This is a genomic window from Mesorhizobium sp. B2-5-7 (genome assembly GCF_006440875.1).
In the GTDB taxonomy this organism is placed as follows: domain Bacteria; phylum Pseudomonadota; class Alphaproteobacteria; order Rhizobiales; family Rhizobiaceae; genus Mesorhizobium; species Mesorhizobium australicum.
The window spans coordinates 1-17,706 of record NZ_VFUO01000013.1; the positions used below are offsets into that span (position 1 = coordinate 1).

Sequence of the window (17,706 nt, forward strand, 5' to 3'; positions counted from 1 at the left end):
CGGACCGCCCGAGCAACCCTCGGACGCGCAGTGTAGGGTGAGCCACCTCACCGGCAGAAGCGGACATACGGTCTTACCGATAACTGATGTCTTTCCTCCGTGAATTTCTAAACCTACCTCAAGGTAGGTCGTCCGTAACGCAGAAAGCAGTCGTTCTGCATCACCAACAGTTTCAGTTCCTATTACCCAATCATCCTGCAGGCGATCGGCTGCGCCGCGCTGAAGACCGGTCCTCAGCATCGGTCTGCTGTCGATGTAGCCTGAGAGAATATCCGCGACTATACGGGATGTATCGGGCCCTATCGGGATGCCCACGGACTGACCTCGATTACATTTACGGAGAAGTACGTCGATTCGATCACCCAAGCTGTCGTTATACTTCTTGCGGTTTTTCTTGACCCGTTCCTTACCATAGGCCGCCCAAAGCACCGAGTGGGTGTATATGGATGGATAGAAGCGAAGAACGTCTGATTTGACCTCTACATCGTAGGTAGCTCGAATGAGTTGTTTGTGCACCGCGTTGCTCTTGAAGTCGGGCTCCTCAATCGCCCTGTACGATTTGGATGAGATCATGGTTCTGGAGAAGCTAAATCGCTGCCGGTCCAGCCAGCGAGATATAGTCGCCCAGTTCCTTGTCATAACCGAAGCGAGCAGAAGCTGGGGCACTGGGTTTGTAATGTGCAGTTGTCGACGCTCGTTCTTCGCTTTTGGCGTCGAGTAGAGTTCGGGTTCAGTCTCGCTTATCTCCCAAAATTTCTGATGCTTTGCATGGCTGGGCTTCAGCGGGCCGCTCGCGGCCCATATCGCCAACAATTCCCGCGCATACTCGCCGAAATCCTCGGTTATAAAGGGGGCGGCAGCTCTTTTGGAAAGTAGCCCTTCGATAGCATGACTTGAAGCTTGTCCAAAAATACGCTCCCCGAGCCCACGATACGGAAGATCAGGGTAATTCACATGGGTTTCCTAAAAATTGCCAACGCCAAATGATGGGTTTCCAAAGGTGCGCTGGACTTGCCGACCTCGCACATGATGCTGAAGACCGAGGACGCCTTCACCGGACCCATGTTCGACGCCATCAACGGGATGCTGGTCGACATGCTCGCGGCCATTGTCCGCAAGTACTATGACGACCGACGCGCAGGCAGGCTCAAGGGGATCGCCAAGGCAAAGGCCGAGGGTCACATGAAGGTCCGTCCCGAAGACGCCGAGCGTAGCGAGGCGATCATGGACATGCTGCGGAAGGGCCAGAGCTGGGACACCATTGTGCGAGAAGGCGTCTTATCCTATCCGCACCAAGGGCGGGGCGTTGGCGGACAGCTTGTAGAGCCGCAGGCGAACGGGACGGCCAGCCCCTCTGACACCAATATGTCGCCCACATCTTGGCCATCGGCAAAGAGTGAGCCGCAACTTCGCCCGTAGTTGCACCTGTCGGTGCCCTCAGTGCCTGCCGGGCAGGAACATGGAACCATCTTCAGCTCAAGCTTCGCCGCAGCAACCAACTCTTTGAGGCGTGCCTTCGCTCGACGCCCGAGGTTTCCCTCAGAGTCGCACCTTGGCTCGATGCTTTCGGGTGCGTTGAAGCCAACCAGCCGGGTCCCCTTCGCGGAACTGTTGAGCCGAATGGTATCTCCGTCCGTTACGGTGAACTGGGTTCTGGCAAGTGGCACCCTGTAGCCTGCTGCGTCTGACCTCGCGAAGGAGGGCATGCTTGGCCAAGTGATTTGGCCGCCCTTGACAACGAACGAATAGATCAGGGACCCGACGACCAATGCGAGAGCGATCCCAAAGGTTCTGACGAACCTGCCTGCCAAGTATCGAACCTCCCGAACGAGTGGGTTGCGCCAACGGCGCGGTCGCCAACGCGGCGATGGGGGCTTGTAGGTGCCTGGATGTGCGGGTCCTATCGCCTCATAGAGCTTCGCCCACTGCTTCGCGCTCAACCGCGTGCGCGGGCCGTATTTCACCAATCGGTCACGCATATCGAGGAGGAACTGGCGCTGCCATTGGCTAAGGTGGCCGCGAACCAATGCAGCCTCGATACGGGATTTCAGATCGTCCTCAGGCTCCATTTCGGTGGCCCCGCCCCTTCGCAACAATACTGGGCGGCCGGTGCAGCATACAAGTCCGATGTGGGACGCGGGAGAGGACCGAAATCATGTGCGCATGGCCCAAGGAGGCCTAGAAGAACGGCTGTTGCTTGATGATCGGAATTGCCGGATTGGTATTGTGCACCGTAACGCCCCTGCACGATGCTGCTGACGCCGCCGGTTGCGACGGCATTGGCGACCGAGAACGGGCCGATCCACGGGAGCGATGGTTCCGTCCCACCGTTAAAGGCGAACGCTACGCCAAGCTCGGCATGCAAGAAGAGATAGTTGTCAGCGGACGCGTTAAGGGAGAGCGCATTGCGCTTGGTGAGCGCTCGCCACGGTATTGATGGCAACAACGTTCGCAGCAAAGGAAGCCTTCTCGCGCGCGATGGCAGCTGCGGACTCATCCGCGCTAATTGCGCCGATCGCCTGCGCCATCTTAATGTTTTTGAGACTCCCAAGTATGTTTGCTGGGCGGCAAACAGCGGGCTGTATTTCGTTCGCAGAGCCTCAAGCTCACGCCCCTGGTCCGCTAGGACGCCGTTCCGCTCCTTGCTGGCCCTTCGCACCGATACCGACCATGTCGTTGATGCGCGCCTGCAGCGTAGAGAGGTCGGTCGAAATGCTAATTAGCAGGTCGTCGCTACTTGCAGCCATTGCTTACTCCATGGCGGTCGATCGCGCCGGGCGCGGTGGGTATTTTGACATCTGCGGATTGCTGTAAAAAGGAAATGATGGCGCGCCGCGTTCAAAGGATTGGGCGGACCACGAGGTAGTGACGATACGACAGCAAAGCTGACTATCTCAGCGTCACTATATTGTTAACAAAACGTTACTGGCCATTTACTGGAATGCCATTTTTGCATAAAAAAGAGGCAGACGGTGATTCGCCGTCTGCCTCTGTCTGTTGCGTACTCACGGTCTTGTGGTGCCGAGTGGACGAACAAGACCGCGTGTCCGCTCCATAGCAGGTCGGTAACTAGCGTCCTGAGGCGTTTTTGACAAGCCACAGGAGCTACGTAATGGTCAGACATCCTCCCAAGCCCTGCCATTCCCAATTGCTCCGCAAAGCGCTCGAAAGGAGCAATTGCAATGGCAGACGTGCAGGTAACTTGCATCAACAAAGTCCCACGTGAGAACAAGCACGAGGCTATTACAAACCTCGGCAACTCCACCGGGAAATGGTCGAGATCACAAGTGATCCAATGGATCGAAGCGGGCACGCATACTTTCTACACATCGGTAGGCGGAAAGCGCGCCAACGTCGCTGTGGTCAATGGCCCCAACGAGAAATACGTCCGCACTCACGCGGATGGCCAGTGGAACGATAATTTGCTGGCGCTTCCTGAGTGTCCGTAACGCTCTAACGATGGCGGGTTTCGGCCCGCCATCACTTTCTTCTCGGAGATTATCCTATGACCAAACTGCCGACATACACTCTGTCGTTTGACAAGAAAAAACAGGACTGGAAACTGCATAAAGATGGTGCCGACCGCGCTACTAAGCGGTTCGAAACTAAAGCGGATGCCACCGCTGGCGGCGTTCTATCCAGCGCGATTGGGAAAGATGGCGGCTCTGTCCGGATTGAGAAAAAGCGCGGCGGATATGAAGAGGAGAGAACGTTCCCCCGCGATCGCGACCCTAAGAAAACGCCCGGTTAGCCGCATAGAGAAAGCCCTCGGCATGGTGACTTCTGATTGGATTGCCGCTGTCGCGGTCGCTGTTTCTTTGATCTCCGCCCTGCTAGCATGGCTGTCGGCCGCACAAGCCAAACGGCAAGCTGACGCCGTGCTTGGTGAGGTGAATCCTACGTTTGGCGTCTACCAGGCTGAGTATGTTGAGTATTCACGGCAGGCTAGCCTAAAATTCGAGATTCTGAACCACAACAGACGAGCGTTGCTTGTCCATGAGTTGTCGTTTCAATACCCGGACGATGTAATCGTGTTTACCGATCATGACGACCTGACCGGTGTGATTGGGTCTATCATCGAGGCAGTCAAACAAGGCGGGCGAACAAAGAAATTTGCAATCCCGCACCGTGTGAAGGGATGCGGGATGAACGCTGTGCCGCATGAACTGGTCATACCCTTTAGATGTGGGTGGAGAACTGACGTGAAGCCGAAGTCATTTCGCTTTTGCTTCAAGGCAGAATATAGGCAGGAAGGCGGCTTGGCGACGGACCGCGCCTATGGCTGCGTTGACGTTGAGCCGCCGAACATTCTCCCTTGAACGCGCCTATCGAAAGTACTCGGCTGCAGAATCGTCGTGGTCATCCGAAGGCGGCGCCCAACCTACCTTTGGGAACGACGCCGGCGTGGCTCCAAGTGAGCCCAGGCATTGGTTGAGCGCTCTCAGGCCCGCAACACCCAGATCTCCGCTGCGCATTTTCCCAACTAGTAGCGCGGTAAGACCGACAATCCCGCGGCGGCAATACCGCAGCAAAGTCGGCGCCATCTCTTTCCAGGCCGCTTGCCCTGGCGCCGACAGCCATTCGTATGGCTCACCGATCGGCCGATCGTCGGGCGGCTCGAAGTGATTGACGTATCCGGATTCTTGGCAAGCGTCCCGGAAAGCCGCAATTGCTCAACGCTTTTTGCAGCCACCACCGGTCCTTAGGACCATCGGCCCTAGATATCCGACCACCCTACACCGTGGGCCAGATCCTACCTTTCCAAACATAACTTTCGGATTAGGTCTTGCGCGCTTCTCGTCGCATCTAGTTCATCAAGATCGTACCCAGCCCTCCCCTCCTTCAGTAGGGAAACAGGTGCAAGATACGACATGCCACCAAAAAGGCGGACACAAACATCGTTCCTAGTGCGACTTGCGAGGACCACAGCAAGTGTTCGCTACTGCTCTTCATGGCAGCCTTGTTGGATTTCAGCATCTCATCGTAATGGGCGCAGACTTCAGCTAGGGCGATGTGGAGCGGCTTCCCACTTTCTGCATCAGATGCCCAGCCGGAGGGATAATTGCCCACAGCATCAAAGTCTATCGGCTTGGCCGCCTCAAAAGCGTAAAAGGATGAAACCGACATCCCAAACGTCGCAAATAGTCCAACGGCACCAAAGAAGATGTCGACGTGTTCGGACTTATAGATAGCAAGCGTGCCAGCGACGACTACGGCGACAACCGCAACCATGAAACCGAGCAACGTCATCGCCCTCAAATCTGCTGCCAAAGCCATTGTTAGTTGTGCATCAAGTCGGCTCTCAGCTTCCCGCAAGATTTCCTTTAGCGTATCGTTGTCTGCCTTTTCGAGGCGAGAACTAAGTGAGGAAGCCATGATTCCATCTTTCGAATTTCAACCTGAGAAACCGCCGGGAGAACGCAAAGGTGTTAGGCACGAGGCCCCCAGACCTTCTCCGCCACCGCCACCCAAGCCTGCGCCGCCGCCACCGCCCAAGCCACCTAAGAAGTAACCTCTTACACTAGTCTTCCACAAATAACTCCACCGCAGTCGGCTCTGGCGTGCGTACGTTTACGCACGCGAAACTCCGGCGCTTGCCGGTTCATCTATGGGAGTATGCGAATGGCAAAACGAACTGTATTTCACTCGTCGCCGTCAAAGAGCGGTTGGAAGGTGACGCAAGGCGGAAACACCGTATCCGATCACAAGACCCAGAAAGCATCTGAGGCCGCCGCAACGGCCGCAGGTCGCGCTGTTCATAAGGCTGGCGGCCTCGCCCAAGCGGTTTTGCACAAGGCAAAGGGAACAATTCGCGAGGAACGCACCTACGGTGCAGACCCACGAAAAACCAAAGGTTAAGTTGCGGCGTCAGAGCTTGCGTAGCACAAAGTGGTCAACCTCTGGGTGCGCCAAACAAAGCCAACTGGCCGACGCTCAACTAAGCGGTAGACCTTGTTGCCTGCCGCATCGTAGAGGCCCGTAAAGATTGGCGCCGCGTCAGCCTCACAAGGCGGCCCGGTCAAATAGCTGAAGCGAGCCGTGGAAGACCGGCAGGCCGGTGACGCTAGACCATGACCTGATCAAGGCCCTGAAGGCCGAGGGACGGTCTGTGAGGCAGCCAAAGAGGCCCGGTGTTCACCTTCTGCGGTCCAGAAGGTGCTGACGTCGGCGTGAGGGGGCTTACCCAAGCCATAGCAGCGGCGCGACAGGCGCACGGGCTCTAGTTCCGTCCGGCGCTGACGGCGCCAGATTCTGGCCGAGGATAAGATTGGTGCAGTTCCCACACCGGCGAGCGAGACCTAGACGGCCCTCTTGTTACCCCAGAGCAGAACATGCAGCTGCGGCAATACGCGGGCTTCGAACCATCTGTCTCGCGTCACCTTTTCGATCAGCCACTCCATGCGCCTCATGATTCCGGCAAGGTCGACAGCTGCGTCTTCCTCGCCACGGCGCGGTGGCGTGTGATTGCCGGGTTGCAGATAGACCGGGAGACGTGGAAATCGGGCGGCGGCGTCTTTGGCGAAGGCGTAGTCACTCTCGTCGAAAACGACGAGCTTGAGCACGACTTGCGGCTTCTCCCGCGCCGCTTCGATGCAAGCCTCGAATGCAACCCAATCGGTCCTCATTTCGCTCGACGGCGGCTTTGGGCTGAGGACCAGTACGTCAAGCTCGGCAAACCAGTCCTTGGCCACCGAAGCTTGGGTTTCCAGCGCGAAGCGGTAACCTTCAGCATGGCCCCGCTCGATCAGGCCGCCGAAGGGCTGAATGGCGGGGTTGCCGCCCGACAGGGACACCATAACTGGCCGGGCGCCGGAAAGCGCAACCACGTTTTGCCACACCGCGTCCACTGGCATCATCTTCCATTCATCGCGGAATTGGTTGTCAACCGCATGGAGGCTGTCGCACCAGGAACAGCGGTAGTCACACCCGCCGGTTCTGATGAAGACGGTCGGCAAACCGATGAGCACGCCCTCGCCCTGGATCGTCGGCCCGAATATCTCGCTGACCCGGATTGCGGGCCGCGTGTCGGTCACGGCCGGTACTCCGCCCAGGTTTTAGGGGTTTCGCTCACCCTCACGGCGGCGGTTTCCGGCAGCCGTGCCTTGCACCATTCATAGAAATGCCTGGCCAGGTATTCCGCTGTGACCTGCTCATGCGCGAGCGCGTCGTTGAGGTGCCGGTGGTCCAAGCTCTCGTCGATATAGTGTTTGAGCGGCGCCAGATCGTGATAGTCGCGCACAAAGCCGTGCGAGTTCAGCTCCTTGGCCGAGAGCTCCACTACGACGATGTAGTTATGCCCGTGCAGTCGCGCGCACTGGTGCTCGGGTGGCAAGGAGGTGAGCTGATGCGAGGCCGAGAAGTGGAATTCCTTGGTAATGCGGAACATCAGGCGCTCCGCCTCCGCAGCGCCTCAAGCCAGAAATCGGTGTCCTCATAGTCGGTCGGGTCGGCGTGCTGCGCCAGATGAAACGCTTCGCGCCGCTCGACGCAGGTCCCGCACCGTCCGCAGTGACGTTCGCCGCCCTTGTAGCAGGACCAGGTCTGCGCAAATGGGGTCCCGTGCCTTGCTCCATCGCCGACGATGTCCGCCTTGGTGAGGTTCACATAAGGCGTATAAAGACGGATCTGCGCGTCTCCGTCGAGCGCTCGGTTCTGCATCGTCTGGAAAGCCTCGATGAAGGCCGGACGGCAGTCTGGATAGATGAAATGGTCTCCGCCGTGAGCGGCCATCCCCACTGCTTCGAGCTGCTGCGCGGCGGCGAGTCCGAAGGCGATGGCCAGCATGATGGCGTTTCGGTTCGGCACCACCGTGATCTTCATGGTGTCTTCGGCGTAGTGGCCGTCCGGCACGTCGACACCATCGGTGAGCGCGGAGCCGCAAAGGCCGCGGCCGATTTGGCGGATGTCGATGATCTGATGCGCAATGTCCAATCGCTGCGCGCACATCGCGGCGAATTTCAGTTCTTTGCTGTGCCGCTGGCCGTAGTCGAAGGACAGCAGCCCGACAAGTTCGTGCTCCGCTGCCACTTTGTGGGCAAGGGAAACGGAGTCCAATCCGCCGGAGCAGATGACGAGAGTCTTCATCGTGGTATCCTTGTTTTGACCGGGTAAGGCTGCGACCGGAGATTTCTCTGCGCTCCCCCTAGCCCAGCCAGTCAACTTTGTGAACCCTGTGGCGCTGACTCGCCGAGGGTGCGGCTGGGTCGCGACACCGCGCAGCCTCCTTAGGTCAATGTTCAAACCCGGGCATACGCTTAGAATCACAAATGCGAAGCCTCGCGATATGGCTTGGGAAGAATTCCCGTACTCGTGGGAGAGCGGAGGCTGCGGAGGCCACGCGCTGCCTAACAAGAGCAAGGGAGTGAGCGTGGTGCCGAGAGGTAGTTCAGTGGGCGTGCCCCCTCGCTTCAGCATCAGTCCGAATCGGACAGCACGATGGGCGGCAGAACCCCGGTTAGGATCGGTCGTCAGCCGACATCTGTGAACAAGCCGCATGCGTCGTTGCAATCACCCCTCTACTACGCGCAATTGCCGACATGGCCTCGCAGGAACTGGATTGGGCGATTTTCCAGATGGCGGTCGAAAGCGTCCGCTCTCTCTCATCAAGTTTCAGCGAAAGAGCCGCGGAGATAGCCGCGAGGAGCCAGGGTACATTGGTTTTCGACGTGCGGGTCGACGATGACCCGCAGGTGCAGCGAATCGCGGCAATCCGGTATCGAGGCGAACAAACTGGCGTGGTCGCGTTGGACAGGCAGGGCCTTCTTACCCACTATTGCATGGTGAATGACACGTTCTCAGATCTGATGGCGCCTTTGGAGAACTGGACAAGCATGCCCCTCTCAACGCAGGCAAAGATCGATATCACCGTCCATGCCGGCCCCTTCCTCGCCGCCCTACGAAATGCCGGTCATCTGCTTGGCAGTTAGCGTGACTGGAATGCATGTGTGATCCTGCATTCCCCCCGAACGCGCCGCGAGCGGCGCCCGAGCTAGGCTCTCCGGGCGCGTATGGCACCTGCTGCTCGCGTTGGTGATATCCTGGGCAAACGGACCTGTGGCGCAAACGCTGGGTTCCAACAATGCGAAAACGAGAGACCTGTTTCCCGGCAACCAACGGGAAACCGGCCTTCCACCGATCAGGCAGCGTCCAATATGTCCGCCTCCGTCTCAAGAATTCCGGCGGGTAGGGACAGCGATTTTGCGATCCGGTCCCTATAACCCTTGTTGTATCTCAGACCGGACTCAATGTTCAGGATTTCCTCAGCGGCAAGCCCGCACGCCACTGCCAGGTCCTCGACGGAATATCCAAGGTGCTCACGATAAGCACGGGTGATGTGGGTCCCCGCCGACATGGCCGTCAACACCGGCTCGGGAATGCGTGAATCTTTCATAAACACCTCGAAGAAGAGCAAAGATGCCCGGCACCTCGGGAGAGTTCCTCTGGACCCGGACAGTCAAATGAATTGACTCAATTCAGCCTGGAGGTCTGGTGCATGAGGCACCTAAGACCAGCGGCCGGAGGCGGTATATGGTGGCTCAACCGGGTCCGATCAAGTCGTAACAAACTGACCGCCGCAACATGGTCTGATCGACTGCGCCGACCATGCCCGCGCCACCCAGTGGGGCTGATCACCGCCGACGTTCCGGGGCAGTAGTTCGGCTTGCTCAACCCTGGATTCGGTGTTCCTGCTGGCCTGCTAGCCATGTCGAAGCAGCCGCCCCGGGCCAACGGGAACGGGCAAACGAGAGTGCGCCCGAGACCCGAGCTGATTGGTGCCATAGATGACGCCACGCTCGCCGCAGACGGCCTATCCACGCCATGGATGATCATCATCCATACAATCACTTTGGCCAACCATTGCCGAATGCGTTACTCGGGCCTCGCACAGACCTCCCGAAGGCATGGATGAGAATTGGCCTCTTTCACAATCGTCATCCCTTTTTATCAGAAAAAAGCGGGGATTCTTCGCCGTTCGCTACAGAGCGTATTTGAGCAGACTTATACGGGCTTTGAGGTTCTGGTTATCGACGATGAGTCCCCTCTTCCGGCTGAGGTCGAGCTGGAAGCGCTTGACGCCGATCAGAGGTCGCGCATCACGGTCATAAGGCAGGCCAACGCCGGCCCTGGTGGCGCTCGCAACACCGGGCTTGAGAACGTTTCGCCTTCGACGCGTCTCGTCGCTTTCCTCGATTCAGACGACACCTGGCTGCCACATCATCTGCACAACGCTTTTGAGAGCATGTTGTGCTTCGGAGGGGACTGTTACTGGGCCTCAATTCAAGCGAGCGAAGAGTTCTATTACCACCTCGCAATATCCGAACTTGCAGGGGCGGACGGGTGATTCGATTGGGGGAGCAGCCGCTTGTCATCGAAGTTCCTGACCTTGCAAGCGCAATGCTGAAGGACTGGAGCTTTCTCCATCTTTCTGGAATGGTGATCGGCCGTACCATCTTCAAAAAAATCCGTTTCGACGCCACTCTTCGGCGCGCCGCAGAGGACGTGCTTTTCTTCTGCGATACAATCCTCGCCTCTCGGCGCAGCCTGCTCTGCGGTGATCCGGGCGTCGTGCGCGGCTTGGGCGTCAATATCTTTCACCGCATCGACCGCACATCGCGCCGCTTCCTGCAGCAGCAATTCAACACCTGGGCAGCGCTCGACGCGCTCGAAGCTTGCTTTGCCTGACGGCCAGAGGAAGTTGAGTCAATCGCCACCCTCCAAGGGCAGAGCGCGTCGCCAGGCGCTTTGGAGCCAGGCCGGACTTCTTCGTCGCGGCAAAGTGCCAAACGTCGGCCTGCTCGCGCGTTGGGCGTGGCGTGACCCTGAGTTGCTGCTGACACTGAGGGAACTCGGGACAGCTAAGTTTGCGGAGGCGAAATGACTCCATATCATTGGGAATCGAGCCACGGCAATTTGGTGACGACCTCAATCTCTGGCTATGGGACTTTCTGTTGCCTGGATTCCGGGAGGTGCACCAACAAACAATGCTCGTGGGCGTCGGCACGGTCCTGAATTCGGGCCTGCTTCCGCGCGGTGTGCACAAGCTGGTTGTGGGAAGCAGCCGCGGGGAACCGCAGCTTAGTCCCGATGGCTCGCTCGACGGCTTGAAAAGTCGCTTTGGTGAGGTGCTGAACGGAATCCGCAAAGATTATCTTTAAGCAACGGGACGCTCCAGCAAATGTCGAAAATCAGCGTGGCGTGCTGCTCGCGGCCAGACGAGGTCGCGCGATTGAAGACACGCGATGACAAAGTCCGCGAGCAGCGACTCGGGCCGGAAATTCCGGAACTCCGTGGTGCTGAGACTTGGCGAGAGGTGCGTTGGCGGGTCCCACGCAAGTCACGCCGTTCTAGCGCGAGGAAGCTTTGATCGCATCCATGGCGAGACAGGCGCGGTGCCGAGCAGTTGGGCATAGAGGACACCGACAGAATGGGGCTGCAGCCTGGGGCAGACCCGGACCCTGTTCGTGCGTGATACACAGATGCTTCTTGTCCGCATACCGGTGATTTCGATCGGTTTGGGGTGCTGGGGGCTTCCGGGGCTGATATTCAGCCGGGTGCTCACCGGTCTGTTCAGCGCTGTCGTCAACATGGTGGTGGTGGAGCGGCTCATCAATGTCTCGGTCAGGGCGCAGTTGTTGGCGAATTTCAGGGCGCTCGCCAGCTCGGCCGTTCTGGCCGCAGGTGTAACGCTCGCCGATCATTGCATTGGCGCTCAGACCACGCAGACCGGCTTGGTTCTCCAACTCGCCGTCCTCATCTGCCTCGGCGGAACTCTCTATTGCGGTTTCAGTCTCTTTCTCTGGATCGTTATGGGCCGTCCGGATGGGCCGGAAACCGAAGTGAGAAAGCTCGCTTTCAAGGTGCTGTCCAAAGTCAGCCACGCGTGATCTCCAGCTCGTCAATTCAAAAGAGAGGTACGATGCCAGGTGCTCAGGAACTAGAACTGATTGCTGCGCTGCAGGACATAACGCATGATTGCCTAAAGATGTTCGTCAGGCCCGATGAGCCGATAGCGATACTGGATTTTCCCGACATCAAGAACTGTGGCGACTCGGCAATATGGCTGGGATTGCCTATTTGAAGGATCGTTACGCAAAGCGGCCTTCCTATGTCTGCACGACGGACGATTTTTCCCATGATGAACTCAAGGGGACGGCTCCGAGTGGGCCCATATTTATCCATGGGGGCGGCAATTTCGGCGACTTATGGGTATCTCACCAGGACTTCCGGGAACATATACTGGAGTTGTTTCCCGACCGGCAGATCGTCCAGTTTCCGCAATCGATCCATTACAGCTCTCCGGAACGGCTTGAGCAAAGCAGACGCGCCATTGGCCGACATAAGAACTTCGTGCTGCTGGTGCGCGACGAGGAATCCCTTCTGTTCGCCCGGGAAAAGTTCGATTGCCAGGTGCATCTCTGCCCCGACATGGCTTTTTGCATCGGCAGTGTGCAGCCTGATGCGCCCCGCTTCCCGGTGCTCGCGATGCTTCGCCAGGACAAGGAGCAGGTCGGAGCGGTCGATTTCTCTGTCTATCCCCATATCCCAAGGGAGGACTGGATCACCGAGCGCCACTCGAGGGTGGGCGTTGCAAAAGCGCTCGGTGCGGCATCTGCGTTGCTGCACCTCAGCCCCTCAGAAGTGCGGTTGCGCAAACTGAATGCCGCGGCCAACAACCGCTTTCGACGCGGCATCCGGCAGATTTCCCGTGGCAAGGCCATCCTTACGGATCGCCTGCATGTGCACATCTGTTCGATTCTCATAGGGCGCCCCCACGCGGTGCTGGACAACAACTACGGAAAAATTCGCCGGTTCATGAACGCTTTTTCAGGGGGTACCGATCTATCCTACAAGGCAATGTCGAATGACGACGGCATTAGATGGGCAAGAGAACAGGCGGTTGGCACAGTCAAAGACTGGAGACTGTCATGACTGCCGTAACGTTCATTGTTCCTGTCAGGCATCAGGATAACGCGCGTGATTGGGGCCTCCTGAAGAGGAACCTCGCCCAAACCGTCACATCCATTGCCAATCAAACCAACCCCGATTGGCGAGGCATAGTGGTTGCCAATGACGGGGCCGATCTTCCTGTCATGCCCGATAAGTTCTCGGTGGTCCGGGTGAGCTTTCCACCGAACGACATTCATGAGCGAGGCGATGCAACTGAGAACGACTTTCTGGATTCATTCCGCGCCGACAAAGGCCGCCGTGTTCTTGCCGGCATGCTCAATGCCGCTGGCAGCCGCTTCTTCATGATCGTTGACGACGACGATTTGGTAAGCTCTCGTATCGTGCAGTATGCTTCTAAGCATCCGAACGAAAACGGCTGGAGGATTGACAAGGGGTATCGCTGGGACGATGGCGGCAATGTTCTGCTCTGTCGTGACCAGTTCAGTCACTATTGCGGAACATCGCTGATCATTCGTTCGGATCTGTACGGGCTGCCGGCAAAAATCGAAGATGCCCCCATCGAATGGATCAAAGATACGCTTGGCAGCCACGTCCGTATAGCACCAGCTCTGGCCAAGCGCGGAACTCCCTTGAATTGCCTCCCGTTCCGGGCCGCTGTGTACCGTGTTGCACACCAGGGGTCGCACAATAAGACTCCGAGCCTCATGCAGATGTATTTCGTAAGCAGAAGCGCTCTGAAGCGCCCCTTCCGTGTCGCGAGAAATCTCGCCGGGTTGCGTCTGTTGTCAGCTCGCCACAGGAAAGAGTTCTTCGGACGACCGGAATAGACGGGCGGCTGCAAAGTTGTAGCAGGGCTTGAGCAATATTGGCGTTTGCGGCTGCGCTCTACGGCCTTAACGCGCGAGTTCGACATGCCTGATTGGTTGCCTGGCCTGAATTGCGTAACCCATTGTCAGCCCAGGTAAGGGAATCGACTCACTATCGGTCAGGGGCAATTCAGGAGAATCTTGGCCACCGCTTCAGCATGAGCGGCCATTAGGCGGGGACTCTATTCTCCAGCTTCTGACATCCGCAAAGGAGGGTATCGCATTCGCGATCGAGGGCCGAAGGTCTCTCGGTGGCACCGGCTGCGCCAAACCATACCTTAGCAAGCCAGGCCGAAGCGCTCTGTCAGTTGGCATGGCTTTTGCGCTTGAACCGTCCAAGCCGACGGGCGCTTTGCATCTACGGTATGGATGAACACCATGCATAGAATCAGTTTTGTCGATCGTACCCGAACCGACATAAGCGACAGCACCTGCGGTGCATCGGCCCGTATCGCTGCTTCAATCGCTGAGGCACGAAACGTCCGAGTCGGGCAACGGCACGCCCGGGAGTCTGAGGCGGCATCGAGGAGTTCAACCAATCGGCGTCGGCGGTCAAGGACGCCGCGACCTGATCAGACATTCGAGAGCGCCGTCCTTTGCGAAAAGATGGAGAAGCCGTTGAAGCTTGCCGGTAAAACCGTTGTCGTAACCGGTGTCTGCTCCGGGGTCGGCGCCGAAGTCGCCCGTCTCGCCCGGTGCGAAGGCGTGCGTCTTATTGGAGTCGATCTGGAGGATCCCGTCGTGATGCTGGACGCGTTCTTTCGCATCGATCAGGATTCTCCCGAAGAAATTGATGCAGCGCTTACCCAGTTCCCCGAACGCATCGACGGCCTCGTCAATGCCGCAGGCGTCTCGGGCACGCTGGATCGGGACATTGTCGCACGCGTGAATTATCTCGGGATACGTCATCTGTCACATGCACTTGCCTTCCGAATGCCCGAGGCCTCTTCGATCGTGAATTTCGCCTGCCTGCATGACCCCGAATGGCCCAAGCGGGTTGATCTGCATAAGGAACTTGCCGCTACTCAGAGCTTTACGGATGGACTGGCTTGGCCGGCCGCCAGCCCGGTGCCGCAGGAACCTGCTATCGCTATTTCAGGCGCCAGCATTGACTGGATACAACTGGCCGGCGGCCTGATCTTCGCCGCGCTCATGGCATACCCGCCAGCGAAGACCGCCGCCGGGTCATCAGACCTGACGGCAACTCCATTCGACTTGACGATCGCGAAATGGATGCGATGGCGGACAATTCACAAACGAGCACAAGGAAATCCTTACATGAGATCCTCACCGAAAGAGACCGCCACCGCGGCCATCCCGATTCATCGAGTGCATCCCCCGTCTTTCTGGAAGGGGATGATCCTTGCTGCGACCGTGATCGTCCTCGTACCGAGTAGTCAGGTTTCGGCTAAGGGCAAGGGACAAACCGTTCACCACATAGATCAGGCAGCCTCAGTTGGTTGGGAGAGGAAGAAGATGGAAGAACTTCCGGCGGGAACAAAGTTCAACCACGCTAACAGGGATGGGGTGTGGGGCGGTCGCGGGCAAAGCGGGCACACGGGCGACGCAATTTGGATGACCTCAGAAAACGATGTAAACACGGCACGCGGCTATGCAGGTAGTTCTGGAAAGTACTTTGTTGTCGAGGCGAAAGAGCCCCTGAAATTAGCGGTCATGGACGAGCAGGGTAATCAAGTGTTCCCCGATGAACTAGGCGCATGGGCTCCCTTGGCGCAGAGATACGGCTTGGATGGAGTGAAGACGGAATATGGAAGCTCGTACGAGGTGATTTTATTTCACAGAAGCAAGATTGCACCTGTGGAAGAACGTGGTTTCGATTAGCACAGACGCCAGCGCACGACGCCATCGAGATAGGTGCCGTCCTCGTTGAGGGGGATGAAGTTTGCGAGTTCGGTCATGGTCTGTGTCCTGAGTGTGTGTTTCCCGACGGGAAAGCCCTTTCGAGCGAAGCCTCCCCGGTCTTTCCGGGGGGATGGCGAGAGCCCGCCCCACTGCGGCGGGCGGGACTGTCAAGTGGCGTGGTGCGGAAGGTGGGGGACCTTCTCGGTCCGCTCGCGGACTGGGCAGAAGATTTTCCACCTTCACGGGCCGCTTGACCGGCCCGGCCGGCGATGCCCCCTCCTCGTCATCGCGCAGTGGCGCGCTGCATCGCTTCACGTAGGTATCAAAGCCGTAAGGCTGATTCCTTTAGTAGCTCCGTTGGAAAGCGCGCGGGCGGTGATTGAGGTCAGCTTCCTGTTGCGCACCGCTCCCTTGCTGGAGCCGCCAGCCTTCGCCGCAATATGGACCCCCCGGACCGTCGATAGAGGCCTCATGTGAGCTTCTGAAACGCCTTTGGCCAACGGCAGCGCGATGACGCCTTCAAGCGTGGGAAGATCTTAAGCGTATGCCGACAGGCCGAGAACCGGCTGCCATAATACAGGTCCGTTCAAACGTCCCCTCCAGCGGATGCGCATGAGGCTAGCGTGCGAAACCTCGAGAAAGCCGGCGACCGCCTCCGTGTTGCCCACCGCCTTGGGATGCCCGATGCGCGCCAACGGCCAAGTTGCAAGACGCAGGATCCGTTCCATGCGCGTATCGGTCACTGTCACGATCCGAGTGAGTTCGTTCGACAAGCCGAATTCGATCATGCCCGCGAATAGCTCGTAGGTTGCTTGGGCCAGCCCTCCAGCCTTGGGCGTTGATGCAGGGAGATCGAGTGCGAAACGACTGCTCTCCCAAATGCGGGCACTCGCTGGCGCCGCGGTCTCGCCAAGCAGCATCGGAAACGTGTCGCGCAACATTGTCGGTCCCGTCGTCGGCAAAAAACGGACGCAACCGCGAATGCGCCAGTCGGATCCTTTGAGAAGGAGATAGACGGGCCTCAGCCCGTCATATGCGTCTGTTTCCAGTTCCTCTTCGGTCTGAACATCCCAATCCAGCCTTTCCTTGAAAACGCGATGCCTCAGTCCGTACATTTCTTTGAGCTCGCTTGAAAACTCATCGTAGAGCTCAGGTGTGATTAGCTGCATCATTTGTCGCCTCCGTGCAGGATGTGGTCCCGCCATCGAAGAGCAAAGCCGACAATCATGCAGCCTGTAGACCTTTACAGGTATCCGCAGAAAGGAATCAGGATCTCGAATGTCGGGAAGAAGCCAGCCGTGCTACGGCTTGGTTGATGGTTCGCACGCCAAGTTTTGCCTTGGCGTTTTCCAGATGGAAGGTCACGGTTCGTTTCGAGACGCTGAGAATCTGGCTGATATCCCAGGCCGACTTGCCGTCCGCCGCCCATTTCAAGCATTCGAATTCTCGCGGGGTCAGGATTACGCCATTGACCACGCAATCTTCGGCGAGCCTGCGCCGGGCAAATATATGAAAGCTGATCGCGACCAGCTGCAATGCTTGCTCGTACCGTGTCAGTGACCGCAAGAGAGGCGGACGGGGCTGGTCGGAAGCCAAGGTCAGCGCAGCAAAGCGGCCGCGATGGTCATGTATCGACATGGTCAACCCGGAACGAATGCCAAATCGAGCTGCTTCTTCCAGAATCCGTTGCTGTGAAGCCGGGAGATGTTGCCGAGCTAAATCCACACCCCAATCAAAGGTGTCCCAGCCTTGAAGCCCGCGCAGGATCACCGGATCATGCCTGTGGTAGCGCAATTGCATATAGCGCGATGTCCAGGATGGGGGATAATTCGAAATCAAGCGCGGCTTCCGGCCGGAAGCTGACGGGCAACTGAAATAGGCAAAGAGCGGAAAGTCTAACGCGGCTGCGGCAGACGCCATTGTCTCACACAGATCGACAGCATCGACGCTTTCGGAGAGTTGCTCGAGGAAATTTTCAAACACGCGATGCATCTGCGCTTTGCATAAACCTCCGTGCCGTTGCTCGGCGCAGACCTTCGTCTAAATGATTGGCGATCCATTCGACGTT

General features: G+C 58.0%; 18 protein-coding genes and 3 pseudogenes. 12 read left to right on the forward strand and 9 right to left on the reverse strand.

All coding sequences use genetic code 11. The features are described from left to right. Both FJ543_RS30550 and FJ543_RS32345 read right to left on the reverse strand, forming a co-directional pair. On the reverse strand, positions 1-954 hold a 954-nt coding region (locus FJ543_RS30550; protein ID WP_140700728.1), incomplete at its 3' end, for an RNA-directed DNA polymerase. A gap of 329 nt (positions 955-1,283) precedes the next feature. Beyond that, complete coding sequence (locus FJ543_RS32345; protein WP_176479564.1) at positions 1,284-2,069, reverse strand: thermonuclease family protein; 786 nt, start codon at positions 2,067-2,069, stop codon at positions 1,284-1,286. 128 nt (positions 2,070-2,197) lie between these two features. Between FJ543_RS32345 and FJ543_RS31675 the strand changes: the two genes are divergently transcribed. From FJ543_RS31675 to FJ543_RS30575, 4 genes are all read left to right on the forward strand, one after another. After that, positions 2,198-2,437, forward strand: coding sequence for a hypothetical protein (locus FJ543_RS31675; protein WP_181174113.1), 240 nt, complete (start codon positions 2,198-2,200; stop codon positions 2,435-2,437). 745 nt (positions 2,438-3,182) lie between these two features. Continuing rightward, positions 3,183-3,449, forward strand: a complete 267-nt coding sequence (locus FJ543_RS30565; RefSeq protein ID WP_064993282.1) for a DUF3892 domain-containing protein — start codon at positions 3,183-3,185, stop codon at positions 3,447-3,449. A gap of 56 nt (positions 3,450-3,505) precedes the next feature. After that, entirely contained in the window at positions 3,506-3,751 is a 246-nt protein-coding gene (locus tag FJ543_RS30570; RefSeq protein WP_084015674.1) for a DUF2188 domain-containing protein, read from the forward strand. Between the two features lie 22 nt (positions 3,752-3,773). Continuing rightward, the gene (locus FJ543_RS30575) at positions 3,774-4,319 is read left to right on the forward strand and encodes a hypothetical protein (protein ID WP_086081355.1); all 546 of its coding nucleotides are present in this window, start codon (positions 3,774-3,776) and stop codon (positions 4,317-4,319) included. A gap of 523 nt (positions 4,320-4,842) precedes the next feature. On the opposite strand, the gene FJ543_RS30580 is transcribed toward FJ543_RS30575, so the two are convergent. Then, a complete protein-coding gene (locus tag FJ543_RS30580) occupies positions 4,843-5,376 on the reverse strand; it encodes a hypothetical protein (protein WP_064993284.1) in 534 nt (177 codons plus the stop codon). Between the two features lie 246 nt (positions 5,377-5,622). Here FJ543_RS30580 and FJ543_RS30585 point away from each other — a divergent pair, with 246 nt between their 5' ends. Beyond that, positions 5,623-5,859, forward strand: coding sequence for a DUF2188 domain-containing protein (locus FJ543_RS30585; protein ID WP_086081356.1), 237 nt, complete (start codon positions 5,623-5,625; stop codon positions 5,857-5,859). 440 nt (positions 5,860-6,299) lie between these two features. Here FJ543_RS30585 and queE read toward each other — a convergent pair whose 3' ends face one another. Genes queE through queC form a run of 3 tightly spaced genes read right to left on the reverse strand, consistent with a single transcriptional unit; the run spans position 6,300 to position 8,085 of the window. Then, complete coding sequence (gene queE, locus FJ543_RS30590; protein WP_064993285.1) at positions 6,300-7,034, reverse strand: 7-carboxy-7-deazaguanine synthase QueE; 735 nt, start codon at positions 7,032-7,034, stop codon at positions 6,300-6,302. Further along, positions 7,031-7,387: a 6-carboxytetrahydropterin synthase QueD gene (gene queD, locus FJ543_RS30595; protein WP_013533306.1), complete on the reverse strand. Its 357-nt coding sequence runs from the start codon at positions 7,385-7,387 to the stop codon at positions 7,031-7,033. The genes queE and queD overlap by 4 nt, the downstream gene beginning before the upstream one ends. Next, complete coding sequence (gene queC / locus FJ543_RS30600; protein ID WP_064993286.1) at positions 7,387-8,085, reverse strand: 7-cyano-7-deazaguanine synthase QueC; 699 nt, start codon at positions 8,083-8,085, stop codon at positions 7,387-7,389. Before queC ends, queD begins: the two co-directional genes overlap by 1 nt. A 452-nt stretch (positions 8,086-8,537) precedes the next feature. Here queC and FJ543_RS30605 point away from each other — a divergent pair, with 452 nt between their 5' ends. Continuing rightward, positions 8,538-8,927: a hypothetical protein gene (locus FJ543_RS30605; RefSeq protein WP_064993287.1), complete on the forward strand. Its 390-nt coding sequence runs from the start codon at positions 8,538-8,540 to the stop codon at positions 8,925-8,927. Positions 8,928-9,136: 209 nt separating this feature from the next. On the opposite strand, the gene FJ543_RS30610 is transcribed toward FJ543_RS30605, so the two are convergent. Next, positions 9,137-9,391 carry a helix-turn-helix transcriptional regulator gene (locus FJ543_RS30610; protein WP_064993353.1) on the reverse strand — a complete coding sequence of 85 codons (255 nt, stop codon included), beginning with the start codon at positions 9,389-9,391 and terminating at the stop codon, positions 9,137-9,139. Between the two features lie 522 nt (positions 9,392-9,913). On the opposite strand from FJ543_RS30610, the pseudogene FJ543_RS30615 reads away from it, so the two are divergent. The 6 genes and pseudogenes from FJ543_RS30615 (at position 9,914) to FJ543_RS32110 (ending at position 15,617) form a co-directional block, all read left to right on the forward strand. Next, positions 9,914-10,879, forward strand: a pseudogene (locus FJ543_RS30615) (glycosyltransferase family A protein). Further along, positions 10,876-11,057 (forward strand): annotated as a pseudogene (locus tag FJ543_RS30620) (polysaccharide pyruvyl transferase family protein); the annotation flags it as partial. The pseudogenes FJ543_RS30615 and FJ543_RS30620, both read left to right, overlap by 4 nt. Positions 11,058-11,477: 420 nt before the next feature. Then, positions 11,478-11,885 (forward strand): hypothetical protein, encoded by a 408-nt coding sequence (locus FJ543_RS30625; protein ID WP_064993288.1) that lies wholly within the window; start codon positions 11,478-11,480, stop codon positions 11,883-11,885. Positions 11,886-11,917: 32 nt separating this feature from the next. Next, positions 11,918-12,930, forward strand: a pseudogene (locus FJ543_RS30630) (polysaccharide pyruvyl transferase family protein). Continuing rightward, positions 12,927-13,736 carry a galactosyl transferase gene (locus FJ543_RS30635; RefSeq protein ID WP_064993289.1) on the forward strand — a complete coding sequence of 270 codons (810 nt, stop codon included), beginning with the start codon at positions 12,927-12,929 and terminating at the stop codon, positions 13,734-13,736. The pseudogene FJ543_RS30630 and the gene FJ543_RS30635 overlap by 4 nt, the downstream one beginning before the upstream one ends. A 657-nt stretch (positions 13,737-14,393) precedes the next feature. Continuing rightward, positions 14,394-15,617: a hypothetical protein gene (locus FJ543_RS32110; protein ID WP_224655955.1), complete on the forward strand. Its 1,224-nt coding sequence runs from the start codon at positions 14,394-14,396 to the stop codon at positions 15,615-15,617. Positions 15,618-16,174: 557 nt separating this feature from the next. Here the strand turns inward: FJ543_RS32110 and FJ543_RS30650 are convergent. Both FJ543_RS30650 and FJ543_RS30655 read right to left on the reverse strand, forming a co-directional pair. Beyond that, complete coding sequence (locus tag FJ543_RS30650; RefSeq protein WP_064993291.1) at positions 16,175-16,810, reverse strand: acyl-homoserine-lactone synthase; 636 nt, start codon at positions 16,808-16,810, stop codon at positions 16,175-16,177. Between the two features lie 94 nt (positions 16,811-16,904). Then, positions 16,905-17,630, reverse strand: a complete 726-nt coding sequence (locus FJ543_RS30655; protein WP_064993292.1) for a LuxR family transcriptional regulator — start codon at positions 17,628-17,630, stop codon at positions 16,905-16,907. Positions 17,631-17,706 lie beyond the last annotated feature (76 nt).

Excerpts from the sequence above, each read along its gene's own strand:
- FJ543_RS32345 (WP_176479564.1), bottom strand. The coding sequence starts at position 2,069 with ATGGAGCCTGAGGACGATCTGAAATCCCGTATCGAGGCTGCATTGGTT.
- FJ543_RS30565 (WP_064993282.1), top strand. The coding sequence starts at position 3,183 with ATGGCAGACGTGCAGGTAACTTGCATCAACAAAGTCCCACGTGAGAAC.
- FJ543_RS30570 (WP_084015674.1), top strand. The coding sequence starts at position 3,506 with ATGACCAAACTGCCGACATACACTCTGTCGTTTGACAAGAAAAAACAG.
- FJ543_RS30575 (WP_086081355.1), top strand. The coding sequence starts at position 3,774 with ATGGTGACTTCTGATTGGATTGCCGCTGTCGCGGTCGCTGTTTCTTTG.
- FJ543_RS30580 (WP_064993284.1), bottom strand. The coding sequence starts at position 5,376 with ATGGCTTCCTCACTTAGTTCTCGCCTCGAAAAGGCAGACAACGATACG.
- FJ543_RS30585 (WP_086081356.1), top strand. The coding sequence starts at position 5,623 with ATGGCAAAACGAACTGTATTTCACTCGTCGCCGTCAAAGAGCGGTTGG.
- queD (WP_013533306.1), bottom strand. The coding sequence starts at position 7,387 with ATGTTCCGCATTACCAAGGAATTCCACTTCTCGGCCTCGCATCAGCTC.
- queC (WP_064993286.1), bottom strand. The coding sequence starts at position 8,085 with ATGAAGACTCTCGTCATCTGCTCCGGCGGATTGGACTCCGTTTCCCTT.
- FJ543_RS30605 (WP_064993287.1), top strand. The coding sequence starts at position 8,538 with ATGGCCTCGCAGGAACTGGATTGGGCGATTTTCCAGATGGCGGTCGAA.
- FJ543_RS30610 (WP_064993353.1), bottom strand. The coding sequence starts at position 9,391 with ATGAAAGATTCACGCATTCCCGAGCCGGTGTTGACGGCCATGTCGGCG.
- FJ543_RS30625 (WP_064993288.1), top strand. The coding sequence starts at position 11,478 with ATGCTTCTTGTCCGCATACCGGTGATTTCGATCGGTTTGGGGTGCTGG.
- FJ543_RS30635 (WP_064993289.1), top strand. The coding sequence starts at position 12,927 with ATGACTGCCGTAACGTTCATTGTTCCTGTCAGGCATCAGGATAACGCG.
- FJ543_RS30650 (WP_064993291.1), bottom strand. The coding sequence starts at position 16,810 with ATGATGCAGCTAATCACACCTGAGCTCTACGATGAGTTTTCAAGCGAG.
- FJ543_RS30655 (WP_064993292.1), bottom strand. The coding sequence starts at position 17,630 with ATGCATCGCGTGTTTGAAAATTTCCTCGAGCAACTCTCCGAAAGCGTC.